This window comes from Sporosarcina sp. 179-K 3D1 HS (genome assembly GCF_047228905.1).
Classification (GTDB): Bacteria; Bacillota; Bacilli; order Bacillales_A; family Planococcaceae; genus Sporosarcina.
The window spans coordinates 1-15,848 of record NZ_JBFEGI010000009.1 but is presented as its reverse complement, the minus strand read 5'-3'; the positions used below and the strand labels follow the sequence as shown (position 1 = coordinate 15,848).

Here is a 15,848-nt window from a genome sequence, read left to right as displayed (position 1 = left end):
ATTCTAATTCAGATATAAAGGACTGATAGCTTTGACGAACTTTTAAATAGCTCCTTCTTTTGCCTTATAGAACATGTGTGTAAATATCCATGCAGTTTTTACGTAAGATTGGTGAGGTGATGGCAATCTCTTGAACTTCTTTCATGCTGGCACCTGCTTCGAATATAAGGGAGCAAGGTGTATAAGCACAATAGTTCAATAACTATCTAGCACACTAAATTTTCTTTTTGACTATGTTTTTTCTATATTTCGTTGAAATCCAATGAAATCATATGACACCAAAAAACGCCATAAGCCTTGATATGACAAGATTTATGACGTTCAAGGAAACTTCTTGGTATTTGACTATGGAGACGGCGGAAGTCGAACCAACCGTCTCAAAATACTGATGTAACTAGCTTAGAAAGACTTTATATAATTTTTGACTACGTTTTTGACTACGTTTGATAAAAATACGTTGTGGGGGCAATATTTTTATCGAATTTACAATTGGTCTGCGTTTAATTATTAAGAAATACGATTTTATGGATTTCATGTCATGAGCGAAATAAATTGGAGATTCTTTTTCCAATAGACACTGATATTCCTTAAAAACTTTTACTTCATCTAAATTAAGGATTGCTCATTCCACGGTAATTCAATTTAAATTATTTTATTGTTTTTATGCAGCAGGATAAGTGGTATATACAAATTCATAAATTTTGCGGCGGTATTCCTTGAACAGTCGATCATCATAGCTTTCTGGCAGTTCACTCCATAAAGTATCGCGTATCAGATTATCAACTGCAGCCTGTGTCTCTTCTTTCTCTGTCCATTGGTCCAACACGCTGATTTTATCCTTAATCTGTTCTAGCAATATCTTAGCAAGCTTTTTGATATTTTTAATCTCTGATGGAGTTAGAGATTCCTTTAAAAGTAAATCATACATAGCCAATTCTTCATCGTTATCAAAGCCTTCCCGCACATATCTTTTTTCTTCATCATCCAAATCGTTTACAAAATTCGTAAGGTCGATAAATGTTTTTTCAATGGCGGCTTTATCGTGCTCAGCATTATACTCCTGAATGATTTTTTGGTAGCGTTCATAATAATTAATACGAGTAGGATTATACTTCAACATAGTATCCAACCTATCATCAATGAGCTCTTTTAAATCTTTCAAAAGAAGATTCTTGTTCTTTACACGAGCAAATTCCTGCTGTAGACGTTCAAAATTGATATGACTAATATCAAAACGACGGCTTTCCACAATGTATCCTGTGCCACCATCTTTTGATATTTCTGGTGCCTTAACGACTTTTATATACTCACCTACAATATTGTGCAGTTGAATCATCAAATCCGTATTGTCAGATTTTTTTCGTTTCTCTTGCATTTGATCATAAACGGCACTAATTGCATTTTTAAGAGCTCTTTCCGATTCTTTCACATCTTGCTTTTCAACGTATTTGAAAAGTTTAAAAAGTTCCCTTGCCATCACTTCAAACCGCTTTTTCACTTCTTCTGAAACGCACATAGCATTCGCACCCTCTTGTACTAGAGAAAGTTTAACAAAATCAACTGCTTGAATAATGGATGATAAATCAAAATCACGTTGTTTCATATAAGCATTTATTTCGTTAAGCAAAGCAATGATGCGGGCAATTAACTCTGATTTGTCTGGAGCTGGGTTAGAACCTCCAGCTCCTCCTTTGGTCTTTGTATACTCAGCTAGTGCCTTTCTAAGCGCTTTGACAACTCCAACGTAATCAACAATCAAACCGTTACTTTTCCCTTGATAAACACGGTTTGCCCTTGCGATGGTTTGCATCAAAGTATGTGCTTTTAATGGTTTATCCAAATAAATAGTAGAAAGACTCTTCACATCAAAACCAGTTAGCCACATGGCACAGACAAACACGATACGAAATGGATTATCGGGATCTTTAAACTCTTTATCCATTTCTCGCCTCTCCATTTGGGTACGATGTGGTTTGATATCAAGACCCCATTTTTCAAAGGTAGCAATCTCATTTTGTTCCGGGCTAATAATAACAGCCATTTCGGTTTGTTTCATCCAATCGAGCTTCCGGCTAATTTCCATATATTCCTGTTGAGTGGCACTAGATAGCGAAGCTTCGATTTCTTTGATTTTTATTGCCCAATACTTCTGGGCTAAATTGTACATGCGCACTGCTGTTACTTTATTAATACAAACAAACATTGCCTTACCAGATGTCCATAACTCAGAGTAATGCTCGACAAAGTCCTTTGCAATGGCATCTAAACGCTTTTCGCTTGTAAGAATATGAATTTCTTTTGACATTTCCTGCTCTAGCTTGGCCTGCTGATTGACATCTAGATCAGCCTGTTCTATTGCCTCAAGAAGTCTTTCATTTATTTCTGGATTTTCAATTTCCAATAAGTCCGCTCGATTCTCATAATAAAGTGGTACAGTCGCTCCATCCTCAACAGCTCGCTTGAAATCATAAATGGATACATAGCCTCCGAATGTTCTTTCAGTGATGTTATCATACGCAAATAATGGCGTTCCGGTAAATCCAATTCTTGAAGCAGTTGGGAGTAATGCAAGCATATTATCAGCAAATATCCCATTTTGCGAACGATGGGCTTCATCAGATAACACAATGATGTCATGATTAGGAATAATTGGTGACTCATTAGGTTTATTGAACTTGTGGATTAAGGTAAATATAAAGCTAGGATTTCCTTTTAACTTCTGAATTAAATCATCACCGTTTTGAGCGATAAACTGCTGTGCTTTCGTAGTACCGAGTAAGCCACAAGCTTCAAACGTATCACTGATTTGCTTATTCAATTCATCTCTATCTGTTAGAATAACAAAGGTTGGCGAACCCGCAAATTTTCGTCGGATTTTTTGAGCAAGAAATACCATGGAATAGCTTTTCCCGCTACCCTGCGTATGCCAGAAAACGCCCAACTTACCATTGTTAAGCTTTCGGTTCTCGTAGGATTCCACCGCTTCATTCACTCCAAGGAACTGATGGTTTCTTGCCATGATTTTTGCAGTTATTCCACCTGAAATATCAAAAAGAATGAAGTTCTCAAATAGGTCCATGAAATTTTTCTTATCACAAATTCCTTTAAGCATAGTTGCCAATTCCACAGAACCGGGATCCTCTTCATGCAGACGTTTCCATTCGTTATAAAATTCATATTTACTACCCAATGTGCCTATCCTGGATTCTAATCCATTTGACAACATAACAAATGCATTGAAATGAAATAACCGGGGAATGGTATCCAGATAATCAGTGTAGTTACATGTATAAGCATCCTGAACATCGACATTCTGTTTTTTTAACTCGATAAATAGCAAGGGAATTCCATTAACAAAGCCCACAATATCCGTTCGACGACGATATAAATCACCATGTATCTTCATCTCTTTCACAGCAAGAAAATGGTTGTTTGCAGGATCAGAGAAATTAAACACCCGAACCAACTTGTCCTCCTGCTCACCGTTAGGCTTTCTTACTTTGATAGGAATACCATCTCGGAGCATCCTATATTTCTCTCGATTTATCTGCATTAGAGTACTAGAGGATGTATAGGCAAGAAGTGTCTTAACTGCAATATCACAATACTCCTCTGTCAACCAGTCGTTAATATCAAAAAGCGCCTTCCGTAAATAACGAGTAAGAACAATCTCCTTATAACTTTCACGTCCAAGAGTCCCATTCTCACCAAGCACTTCTTTATTATAGGCAAACTGAACATCCCACCCCAACACATCATGAAGCAAATTTCCAGCACTATTCTGCACCAATATATTCTCAGAATACTCCCAACTCATCCCTCACACCCCCTATTGTATATTGAACAATAGCATTACACTTCAATTTTACCGTTCATCAATTTTGAATGTAGTTTATCACGTGCATCTACTAAGTTATGAACTTGTTTGACTAGCACTGTAATTGAATCAACTAGTGGATTTATAATGTTATTGTATGCTGATAAAACGTCCTCATTTGGAATTAATACTGAATAATTACCCATTTCGTTCCAATCAGCTCGAGGCATTTTTGCTCCTTCTCGACATGTAGCATAACTATACGCTACAAACTCATCACTAAATGCAGTTGTTAATAGTAAGCCAAACATATTATCATAAGCTCGAAAAACCATTGCATCTGTCGAACAAATTCCCTCGTTTACAGCAAATCCGACTTTATGAAAATATGGACGTATTTTTCCAAATAAAATATCCTTTACTTTATAACGATATTTACTGCTTCCTACATCAGAAGAATCTCCCCATTCATTAAGACAAATGCTACGTCTCGGGATATGTTCTAATCCTATATATGGTATTCCTCCGATAATATCTTTTGATTTACAACTATCCTTAACAAGCTCACATAAATCTTTAAACACTGCACTTTCCCACCCCTCAGGCACATCATCAACTATTTTAGTAGTTTCATATCCGGGGAAGCGCAAGTTTACAAACCACTCTTTATACAATCGCATAGCCGCTTCTTCAAGCAACTTAATTTGTTTTTGGTTGTTTTCAATCAAATCATCATAGGTAGTGAGGATGTCTGCTATGCGTTGTTGAGTTTCTATATCTGGAAGATCAAACTCGTATTCTTTTATTGCACCTATTGCTATACGCATTTGATTTGCTGCACCTCTACCACGTGATTGAATATAATGTTGAAAATAAAAAGATTTGCCAAGATAAACTAAGTATCTTTGGTCTAAAACATCTGAATCAAGAGTTCTTACGCAAACAGCATTCTGATTAAGTAAATATCCTGTAACCTCATCAGTTATTACGCAACTCCTACCGGCAGCTGAATTTACAAGATTAGGGTGAGAGCCCACTGTAGCAATTATCATATCTCCTTTTTGAAGAAGATGCTTTTTATATTTTTCCAAACTTCTATAAGGTAAATTACTAACATCCTCTAATAAGAATCCCGATGGTTTAAAATTTGATACTTTAAGTACGGGAATCCCAGTAGCGACATATTCTTTTTCAGTCCATGCACCACCATTAATAAAGTCACATAAATCTCCTAACTTTACTATTCTACTCATATCCCCAACTCCTCAAAATTTGCTGAGATGGTATCCATCAATTGATTCGAATCTGCCTGCAAAGCTAGAAGTTTTTTATGAATTTCGGTCATTCTTTCTTCGAAGTTTTCGTCATTTTCTTCTACGGGTGCGACGCCGACGTATGCACCTGGCGTGAGGCTCCAGTTTTTTTCTTCTATTTCAGCTATTGTTGCTACTTTACAAAGCCCTAAGACATTAGTATATGCACCGTCTCCAAATTTTCCAGTGAGCCACTTTGCCTCTTTTATCACTGTGCGGCAGGTCTTGATTTGTGATACCACATCCTCAACTCGAGCAAAAACTGATTTTTTGAAGCGATCCCATGTTGTTGCTTTTTCATCAATCGATTTGGCAAACCCCTTAGCCTCTGCCTTCTCTAATCCGTCACCATACTCAACAAATGCTTTTAATGCAGCGTTAAGCTCTGTAATGTAACGCTTTAGTATGTCATTCAACGGTAACAGTTGATGGATATTCTCTGCGTTTTCAACTGTATTCCCAACCTCTTCACGTAAAGGCGCAAGCTTCTTCCCATAGCCATTCAATAGTACCGAAACACTTTCGAATTCAGCATCAAGCTCTTTGTATTCGATATTAATTTGAAATCTATAATCATTCAATAATTTTTCGTACTTTTCGATTTCACCTCTGTAAAGCCAGACAATGGCATTGAGGTTTTTCATCTGCCATTCGCTCCACTCGTTAAGTGTCCGGTCCACGACTGTGTAATAATTACGTGCATCAATGAAAAGTACGTTATCCTTTATTTCTTCTTTCTTCCCTTTATCATAAAACCAAAGTGAACAAGGTAAGGAAACTTTATAGAAGAAATTGTTTGCCACTGACATCATACAATCAACATGACCCGTTTTAATTAGCTGCTTTCTAATCTCTCTATCCTTATTGCCACTATCCGTCGCGGAAGCCGCCATAACAAACCCAGCACGTCCTGTATCATTTAAATAATCATAAAAATAGGAAATCCAAAGATAGTTCGCATTGGAGACTTCCTTTTTAGCATTAACACCAGGAAGTCCAAAACTCAAACGTCCAGCATTTTGTGTGGATTCTGCTTTTACTTTGTCTACATTAAAAGGCGGATTTGCCATAACATAATCGCAACTGCCTACTAGATTATGCGCGTCATAATAGAAGCTATTCGCTTCATCGCCGGATATGATCTTTGCATTTAGACCATGCACTGCCATGTTCATAATACAAAGCTTTGCATTAAACTCTACCTTTTCCTGTCCATAAAAAGTCAAGGCAGAATTAGCATTAATTCCTTCAGCGCTAATAAAATCACTTGAAGAAACAAACATACCTCCGCTTCCACATGCTGGGTCAAACACAGTCCCATGTGTCGGCTCAATAATATTCACAATCATCTTAACAAGGGATTTCGGAGTAAAGAAAACTCCATCATCGGATGCAATGGATGCTGCGAATTTATTTAAGAAGTATTCGTAAATACGTCCAAGGACATCATCATCAATTTCATTCAATGCGCTATTATTAAAGATACGCAACAATTCTTTCAATAAATCATCTCTGAACATCGTATAAGTTTTAGGCAGGATGCCTTTTAATTGAGTGCTCTCTGACTCAATTAACTCCATCGCTTTATTTACTGCTTCACCGCAATTGGAATCATCAGGCAAATTAAGCAGATAGTCATACCGAGCCTTTTCCGGTAAAAAAATCGCACTCTTTTGTTTAAAGTCACTTGCTTCAACTGGTAGCACTCGACCATTACGTACAGGACGGTCTTTGAGTATTTCTGCTTCTACATATTTAAATCGGCTATAGGCATAACGCAAAAAGATTAAGCCTAAGACCGGCATGCTATATTCTTGTGAGCTTAGTTTGGAACCTTGGCGCAACAAATCCGCCGATTCCCATAATTCAGATTCTAATTTCCTTATATTAATCATGAGTAAGCCTCCGTATATTTCATTAATACATAGTCATTATACTTGGTATTTCTCGTTTTCGTAATGAACATCTCTTTTTTCGTTTTTTAAGATTGAATGATGATAGTATATCTGTAAATTCCTCTTTTTCTTTATTAGACTAATGATTTGAGAATATTACATATTTATTTAATAGGAAGACATTTTCTTGTTAAATTAAGTTACTTTAACCACTCCTAGAAAAGGTCTTCACTACGGATCAGTTCTGAGATTCGCAATTGGAAATGACAATTAATTTACTGCTGGCCACATATTTGATGGAATTTTCATTCTCATAAAAATATGACCAAGTTGCTTAAACTTTGCCAACTCTCTCAATGAGCTTATTCGCGTACAAAGAATTTCTAGAACGCCTCTTTGTGACGCAGTTCAAATGCTATAATCACCGTTTCGCTACACGTTATTACATCGGCTTTAACCAAGTTTGTGCGGTGTTAATTGAAGTAACACAAAATTTCTCGCTCCAGCCAAATCTACTAACTTAACGAAAACGTCTTCCCAATCCCCATTAAATCAAAAGCTTCTAATTTAGACTGAATAATTTGCTTACGAACTTGCTCGAGCTCTTTTTGCAATGTCTCTTGCTGCTCGTTATATTGCTGAACAATTTTGCGTTGTTCCTCAATCGCTAATACAGGAATCTTTAATTCCTCAATATCCTTCGTTGCCAAATTTAATACAGTAGAGCCTGTTAATTGGTTATGCATAATGAATTGCATTGTTGGCGACTCTAAATATAGCTTTACAAATTGTGGATCATATTGATGATTACAGCGGATACCAACAAAGTTTTGTGATAATAAAACATCGTTTTTTTCCGAATCAAATAGCGCTAATTTAAGCTGACCACGAATAGATAAAACAATATCACCTCGTTGCAAACGATAATTGTCAATCTTCACACGCCCACCAAGTTCATATCTTGTTAAGTTCGACAAGTTAATGTTTCCATCCTCAATATCTGCAATTTTTAACATCGCTACATTGCCACCTTGCTTTTCATCTTTAGGCAAAGCATTATAGCCACGGAAAATTGTAACAGCATCTTTTAAAGGAATGGCATTTAGTTCATTCAATGCTTGTAAATTCACTTCGACTTTTCCATATTGATCAAGTTCCATTTCATTTTCGAAGATGTAACGACTTGGTACTAAATCTGAATCAGAAATTTCACTATTAGGGACAATTTTTGAGATGCCTGCTACTTCTGTACGCTCTTCAAGGATTTGTACAATTTGCTGGACACCTTCATCTGTTAACACCGTTTTTTTACGTTGTACTTCCGTTAACGTAGAAGCATTAATAAATAAAATTGTATTTTTCGCTTCAACCGGTTTTGATTTATTAATGAGTATAAGCACCGAGCTAATATTTGTTGAAGGTACGTATAAGCCTGTAGGGAACTCAATTACCGCTTCCACTAAGTCACTAATAATTAATCGTTCACGGATTTTCTCATCCGCTCCACTTCTAGATAGTGCACCTGCTGTTAAATAAAACGCACCTTTACCCGTATCATTTAATAATTGAATTTCCCCAATAGGAAAAGCTAAGTCTGCATTCATTTTTGAAGGTAAACCAAAATAATTAAAACGACTATCCGTTTTTAACGCTTCATATTCATTAGGTTTTGGTTTATACCCAAAGCGTGGTACATCATATACATAATCAAACTTCAAGTTTTCAAATGCTGGCGTTGTTAAAACGTTAGCGTATTTCAAATTCGTATGAGCAAGACCTTCTAAATAGAAACGTACTTCCGCAATTATTAGATCTTCAACTGCAAAATCTTGTCCATAAATTGGATTGTTCATTCCTTCTGTAACTAGGCTTAATACTTCAGAGCCTTTACCAATACGCCCGCTGAAAATCGTTTCACCTTCACTAATTTTGAAATAATTTTCAACAATCGTATTTTGTTGTGGTAAAGCTGTAGGCGTGCTGAATTTATCTAAACTTAACTGAATAATAACTTCGAGAATTTTTTTCGCCTCATAAACTTCCATTAATTTAGCATAGTCTAAAATCATGTTAATAAAACTACTTAAACGAACAGATTCACTTACATTTCGTAAATTATAAATTAAAGTTTTTTTGGCTAACTCACTATACGGCATATTTTGAATAACTTCTATAAGTTTTTTTACTACATTTGTTGAAGAAGCGATTGTTCTCAGTTCATTAGCGTCTCCTACCGCCAAAATCGAAACACTTAAATTTAATACTTCAAAACCTTCCATTGTTGCACGATTTAATTCAAATACATTAGAAATATCTTTCCCCACTCTCAATCACCTATCCTTCATATTTTTAGTTAGTATTTAAAATACTATATTTGAGTTTTTCAAAAAAATACGAATTGGTTAAAGGTTATAACCTCTTTCGTTAAATTAACTATATCACCTAAACTTAGTATTGTAAATAGGTACTTTAAGTATTTTTCATAAATACATTTTGTCTGTATTTAGTATTTAGTCGAATTTTCATTTCAAGATTGCGCTATAAAATTAAAACAATATTTCACATTATTGATTACACTATATCTTTCAAACTCTTTCCGTGTCTATCCTTCCACTCCGTCAACCCATTTGCACTTCTATGCATTAAATTGTAGCTGCTAATGAAGGTCTAGAGAATAGTAAATCTTCCATTACTACATATTCATCATTTATAATTTGAACTTTGCCAGAATAAATTAAGTCGTCCCTTTTGCTGTTAAACGCTCTGAGAATGAATCTACAGTGCTGGTAGCAATTCTCGAATCTTGTAATACAACAAATCCTTCTTGTGTTTGAATTCCTTTTGCTTTCGCACCACGATCTGCGTTTATATAAAACATATACTTTCTTTGATACTTATCTCATTGGCATTATTATTACCACCTCCATTTCGGGAAAAATATTAATGTCTCCGATCGAAATATTAATACTATATCAATTAGGGGAGAACTGGCTCAATATTGTTTCATTGACCTCTTTAGAAAGAAAAAACCGCCTATAATCAATGTTATAGGTGATGATTTATTAGCACAATCCGATTCAATGTGGTCTTCACTTCTAGCCAAGCTAGTAATACGTAAAAAAATAAAGCAGCTCCCCCTCAACTTTATGAATAGCTACTTTATTTTTTGGTTATTTTTCATCTATGTCCGGCCCTTCATCCTCACCAAGCTTCATAACATACTCACTTACAAGCTTTAATTGTTCATCCGACATACTGTCTATCGATTGAAGCAAGTCTTCTCTGATCACTTTTGCGACACTAACCTCTTCACAATCATCAATATAACATTCCATTAACTCTTCATGTGAGTACGTCACATAGTCTGGACTGCCCCTCTCTATTTCGGGTAACCTGAAAATCTCTATTTCATCTGCAGTCGGCATATTGTCTGGTTGATTCAAGTCTCTCAAGTATGTTTTTAAAGCCACCCACCTTTTTTCCGAAACCGTTACTTCAAATACTTCATTGAATTCTTTTATATTCATAATCATTTCGTTCACTTTTTCGAATCCTGCTCTAAACTCAGCGATTGTTGCGTATTTGTAAAATTCCCCATTTGCATACCTTTGTCTAATCGCTTCAATTTCGTTATCGGCTGGGGCTTCGATAGGCATTGCTTTAATCTTAAGATACCTTACAACATCAGCCCATTTGCTATCAGGAACAGCATCAACCAATCTGTATAATTCTTCTACGTTCACGCCAAACTGCCCCCTCATTTTAGATATGTTATCCCTTCGATGAGTTCTTGTTTCATTAGTTCTTGCCAAGTTTCTCCAATGCCTCCCCATGTGTTTTTACAGCTTTTTCGTAGATTGCCCGGATTTTGTTTTTTCTATCTGCTTCAGTTTGTGTTTGAGTTACTTGCATATCTTCATTATCCTTTTTCTTCTTATTAGACAATGGACAGGCCTCCTACAATGGCTTATTTCTTCTACTATACCCTTTTTCCTATATGCCGGGCACACGCAAAAGTTCCTTGACTGTATTCACATCATGTCAATAATCACCAAACACTAAAATACAGATCCAACGATTCATCCACAGCCTCCGCGACTAGCTGAATGAAATCATCATACATTTCAGTTGTATGCGCTTTATCTAATGCTTCATAATAAGAAAGGCGATTTTCTACTTTGATAATCACAGGTGGATATCCTTCTTTTATGAGCTCCAAATATAGCAATAGCCTAGATGTACGCCCGTTTCCATCAATAAAAGGGTGAATACTTACAAAAACTGCATGCTGCATTGCCCCTCGAACAACCGGATGCAAGTGAAGTCCCTCGGTTTGATACCAATGTATCAGTTGCTCCATCTTCTCCCGAATTTGCAGTGGAGCTGGTGGATTATGTTTTGCCCCTGAAATAAACACTTGTTGATCACGGTAAACGCCTGCATAGGAATCATCAATCCCTTTTAAGACGAGACGGTGAATATTCTTTATTTGCCATTCAGAAAAGGCCTCTTCTTTATGGACAATTTCCTCTACATAATGAATTGCATCCCGATGATTAATGACTTCTAAATGCTCTCGTAGCGTCTTTCCACCAACTGTAATGCCTTCTAGCACAACTTTTGTTTCATTGACCGTTAATGTATTGTCTTCAATTGCATTGGAATGGTATATCCATTCTAACAACAACTTTTCACGCAAACTATTCACTGTATACGTTGGAAGCGGTATAAGGGCATCCAGTCGCGCCTTTTTTCATTTATTTTTATCTAAAATAAGAATCTCCCCTATGTCAACTTCTATATAAAATAAGGGATATTAACCAAGAGTTTAACTCCCGTTCAATATCCCTAACTTTATAAACTGTTGATACGACTGCATTTGCACCATAGAATATGAAAGAATCGACCAGCCGCAAAAGGATATACTGTTAGCCGGGCTAATGACCGAAATGGAAATACAATTCAAGCTTCCCATGCGAAGTAAGGAATGGAAAAAGGAAAACCAAAAGATCATAGCGATGTACCGAAAAATATGTATATCACGAACGCTGTGAAGATCGGCCCACGAAGCCGATCTTTTTTATGTTCGATTGTGATTTCATCCTTACGCTTTTTTTACATGCGGTAAACTTTGTTGTCATGTATCTATTTACAAGATCATGAACGAAAATGGACCAGGTAGTGCTGTTTGCGTTTTCTGTCGCCTTCCTATGGCCCTCCATTTCTATACGGGCGGTCATTGTCCCGGTTTTACGTGTAAAGCGAGTAGCGTTAAAGCCTTTTTTAGATTCTAGTATAATCGGTTCATTTGGTGAGTCGTCATTGCAGGGTGGGCAATACTCTTTGTTATCCTATATGGAAATCACTTTTTCACCTCAACTTCAACTGTACCAAAAAAGTACTGAAAACACTGCGAAATTATTTTGGAGTAGTGACTGCTACTGGGGTGAAATTAAATGATGAAGAATTCAAGCAGATTGAGGCTTTGTTTGATAACTTTATAAATAGGATGGACGGTTTGATAGGAGATATGGATGGATTGTTAGAGACAACGTGTGGTGTAAAGGGCGAATTGAAGGGGCTAAAATCGAGGAATTTCGCATTTTGGATCGAAATATTATTGCATAAGAAAAGTAGACGACATACAAACCAAACTAACTGAACAGGATATCACCATTGCAGCTCTACAGGAGGAGCTCCTCTGCCTCAAGGCGATCATCGCACGCTATGAAGAGATGTTCCGTCTGAACAAGCGACAGCAATTTGGGGCTTCGAGCGAGAAACTTCATAAGGACCAGCTTTCCTTAAATTTGTTCGATGTGGCAGAGGCTTTTTCCGCTACGGAAAATGTTTCTAATGAGACGAAAGAGGACGTGGTGGAAGCTCCATCAAAAAAGAAGAAACGGAAGCTTCGAGCGAGCTTGAACAAGGAGCTTCCCGTGACGGTCGTCACCCATAGCCTGCCCCAGGAGGGGCGGGCTTGTTCGGATTGCGGAAATCCTATGCATGTGATGAAGACGGAGATTCGAAGAGAAATTAAAATCATTCCCGCGAGGGCTGAAATCATACAGCATGAACGAGATGTTTTTGCATGCCGTTCATGCGAGAAGGAGGGGACGAACCCTCCGATCGTACAGTCTCCAATGCCGGAACCTGTCATCGCGAAAAGCATGGCTTCCCCTTCGGCAATCGCCCATGTGGTGAGCCAGAAATACATGTATGCAACTCCGCTTTATCGGCTGGAGGCCCAGTTTCGCCAATTGGGGGTGCGGCTGTCCAGGCAGACGATGTCCAATTGGATCATTCATTCTACGGATGAATTACTTACGCCACTTTATAAATCGCTGCAGTCTGTCTTGGTGGCACTTGATGTCCTCCACGCGGATGAAACAACCGTCCAGGTATTAAAGGGGGAGGGACGCAGTCCCACCAGCAACTCCTATATATGGACTTATAGATCGGGGAATGTTGGCCCGAAGGTCGTCCTCTATGAGTACACTCCTACACGGAGCTCCGAGTTTCCAAAGCGTTTCCTAAAAAGTTTCAAAGGCAGTCTTCACTCGGATGGATACAATGGATATTTGAAACTTGAGGGTGTCGTCCATTCGGGGTGCTGGGCTCATTGCCGTCGCTATTTTGACAAGGCCGTGAAGGCAGCACCGTCTCAAAAGAAGGATAAACCAACACTTTCAGAGATAGCCCTCATTAAGATTGGCGAGTTGTACCATATAGAAAAATTGATTTCCTTTGAAACTAAGGAGAAACGTCTCAAGGTACGCCGTGAAAAAAGTTTACCTTTGGTGGAGGCTTTTTTCGCATGGCTTGAAACCATCCAGCCGCAAGTAGCCCCTAAAAGTAAACTTGGTGCCGCAATTCAATACGCATTAAACCAGAAGAGCAAGCTTCTCCAGCCATTTAAGGATGGCAGGTTGGATCTTGACAATAACAAGGCTGAGCGATCCATTAAGCCATTCGTAATTGGTCGGAAAAACTGGCTTTTCTCCATAACACCGAAAGGTGCCCAAACGAGCGCCATCCTGTATAGCATTGTTGAAACTGCGAAAGAGAAGGGTTAAATGTACATGAGTATCTGATCCACCTCTATGAGACGTTGCCGAATATTAATAGGGAGAATGAAGAAGAGTTGGCGAAGCTTTTTCCTTGGTCGGCGGATCTTCCTGAGCAATGTTTTATTACTATAAAAGATAGGCCCTCTTCAGAATAAAGGATCTGTACCTTGAAAAATAGGTGCAGATCCTTTTACGCTTACACACCTTCAATTCAAGATGCTGGATGACTTATTAACAATATATTAACCTACAACCACAATTCCTTTATAGTGATTTAAATCCCATTTCACATCTTCTGACAAATCATTATCCACTATAAATTGGCTGACCTTAGTCTCTAATTCTTCTAACGTACTGTACTCCAAACCACTGCTTTCTACTGATGGCATTTTACAAGAATACTTCAAGAACTCGATAAATCTACTAACATCGGTATTTCCTTCAACACCAATTTGTTCACTAAAGAATTTCCATGCTTCATAAGGTTTCGCAGTCTTTCCTTCAGTTTTTAAAAATTCCCCTTCAAAATCAGGTACAGATACAAATAGTTTAATATCAATACCTAATTGTTTACCATTATTAACTTCTTGTAAGATATTTAAATTATTTGTCCACGCACCGTTTTTAGTTTTAACATATTCTCCTTTCACTTTTTTCAACACTGTAGGATTATCTGAGTCATGCAATATACTATATGGGACTTTAAAGTGATTCAATATTTTAGCTACTGTCACGATATTTCCTTTACCTAAACAATTTAAAATATGTACATCTGAATCTAATGAAATTTCTTTTCGTACCAATTTAATAACACTAAATTCAGTTTCTCCTTCAACTAACAAATTTGCTTTTGCAAAAAAGAACTCATTAAAATACGGGTTACAATAATTCAACATTTTTAAGTTCATTCTTTCATCAGGTGTAAAATCCGCTTCTTCAGTAGAAAACGTCTTAATAGTTCTTCTGTTATCCGCTTCTTTTTCAATTCTAATAATTGTAGTATGGTCTTTTGTTAAATCAATAAACATTGGTGAATGTGTTGTAGTCATTACTTGCCAACCATCTAAATCTGCTATTGAATATAAAGCTTCTCGGGCTTCTCTTATCGCATTTGGATGTAAAAAAGCTTCAGGTTCTTCAATAAGAAGAATTTTTGGTGCAGAAGTAGATATTGTATTACGCCCCTTTTTCAAATTTCCAGTCTCAGCCAACATTTTTAAAGCTGACCACAAAAAAGTTCTTTGCAAACCTGTCCCATGGTTCGATAATGGGCTGCTATGATTTAATATCCCATCTGCTCCAACATTCCCTAACCTAATCACGCTTCCTGAGGCAATTAATTTATCAGCTTCAATTTTACCAGGTTGAATATCTATTTCTACTTTATTATATTCAGGAAATACTCTTGTTAATTGTTCAGCAATTAAACTCGTAGTTGTGTCTATTTCATCAGAAATATTTTGCTTAATCGTTTGTGTTAACAAGTCAATCTGTAGCATTAGTTTTTCTAAGTTACCTTGATTTTCATTTACATTTGCTTTTATCGTTTCATTTATTATCGTTAATACTTTTGTTTGTAGGCTTAAGGGATCTTCAAGTGGAGAGATTTTTATTGGTGTAGGAATTTTACTTGAAAGAATAGTATCAAAGCCACCCGTACCATTTAAAACATACTTGTGTAACCGTCAAGTAGTTTTGGACACTTTTTGCTCGTTAAATTTGGACACTTTCCGCTTAAAATAACGTCTCCCGA

General features: G+C 37.0%; 9 protein-coding genes. 1 reads left to right on the top strand and 8 read right to left on the bottom strand.

What is annotated here, in order from left to right; genetic code table 11:
• Nucleotides 1–661 precede the first annotated feature (661 nt).
• The 7 genes from AB1K83_RS12355 to AB1K83_RS12325 form a co-directional block, all read right to left on the bottom strand.
• A complete protein-coding gene (locus tag AB1K83_RS12355) occupies nt 662–3,817 on the bottom strand; it encodes a type I restriction endonuclease subunit R (protein ID WP_413058504.1) in 3,156 nt (1,051 codons plus the stop codon).
• Between the two features lie 35 nt (nt 3,818–3,852).
• Nucleotides 3,853–5,070: a restriction endonuclease subunit S gene (locus AB1K83_RS12350; RefSeq protein ID WP_413058503.1), complete on the bottom strand. Its 1,218-nt coding sequence runs from the start codon at nt 5,068–5,070 to the stop codon at nt 3,853–3,855.
• Nucleotides 5,067–7,025 carry a type I restriction-modification system subunit M gene (locus AB1K83_RS12345; RefSeq protein WP_413058502.1) on the bottom strand — a complete coding sequence of 653 codons (1,959 nt, stop codon included), beginning with the start codon at nt 7,023–7,025 and terminating at the stop codon, nt 5,067–5,069. The genes AB1K83_RS12350 and AB1K83_RS12345 overlap by 4 nt, the downstream gene beginning before the upstream one ends.
• Nucleotides 7,026–7,540: 515 nt before the next feature.
• Nucleotides 7,541–9,349: an N-6 DNA methylase gene (locus AB1K83_RS12340; protein ID WP_413058501.1), complete on the bottom strand. Its 1,809-nt coding sequence runs from the start codon at nt 9,347–9,349 to the stop codon at nt 7,541–7,543.
• Nucleotides 9,350–10,195: 846 nt separating this feature from the next.
• Nucleotides 10,196–10,837 carry a hypothetical protein gene (locus AB1K83_RS12335; protein WP_413058500.1) on the bottom strand — a complete coding sequence of 214 codons (642 nt, stop codon included), beginning with the start codon at nt 10,835–10,837 and terminating at the stop codon, nt 10,196–10,198.
• A complete protein-coding gene (locus tag AB1K83_RS12330; RefSeq protein ID WP_413058499.1) occupies nt 10,824–10,970 on the bottom strand; it encodes a hypothetical protein in 147 nt (48 codons plus the stop codon). The genes AB1K83_RS12335 and AB1K83_RS12330 overlap by 14 nt, the downstream gene beginning before the upstream one ends.
• A 103-nt stretch (nt 10,971–11,073) precedes the next feature.
• Complete coding sequence (locus AB1K83_RS12325) at nt 11,074–11,766, bottom strand: Fic family protein (RefSeq protein WP_413058644.1); 693 nt, start codon at nt 11,764–11,766, stop codon at nt 11,074–11,076.
• Between the two features lie 994 nt (nt 11,767–12,760).
• Here AB1K83_RS12325 and tnpC point away from each other — a divergent pair.
• Entirely contained in the window at nt 12,761–14,101 is a 1,341-nt protein-coding gene (tnpC, locus tag AB1K83_RS12320; RefSeq protein WP_413058498.1) for an IS66 family transposase, read from the top strand.
• Nucleotides 14,102–14,337: 236 nt separating this feature from the next.
• Here the strand turns inward: tnpC and AB1K83_RS12315 are convergent, their stop codons facing one another.
• Complete coding sequence (locus AB1K83_RS12315) at nt 14,338–15,651, bottom strand: ATP-dependent nuclease (RefSeq protein ID WP_413058643.1); 1,314 nt, start codon at nt 15,649–15,651, stop codon at nt 14,338–14,340.
• Nucleotides 15,652–15,848 lie beyond the last annotated feature (197 nt).

Bases quoted from the DNA above. Each gene is read 5' to 3' on its own strand.
- AB1K83_RS12350 (WP_413058503.1), bottom strand. From the start codon at position 5,070: ATGAGTAGAATAGTAAAGTTAGGAGATTTATGTGACTTTATTAATGGT.
- tnpC (WP_413058498.1), top strand. From the start codon at position 12,761: ATGTTCCGTCTGAACAAGCGACAGCAATTTGGGGCTTCGAGCGAGAAA.
- AB1K83_RS12355 (WP_413058504.1), bottom strand. From the start codon at position 3,817: ATGAGTTGGGAGTATTCTGAGAATATATTGGTGCAGAATAGTGCTGGA.
- AB1K83_RS12345 (WP_413058502.1), bottom strand. From the start codon at position 7,025: ATGATTAATATAAGGAAATTAGAATCTGAATTATGGGAATCGGCGGAT.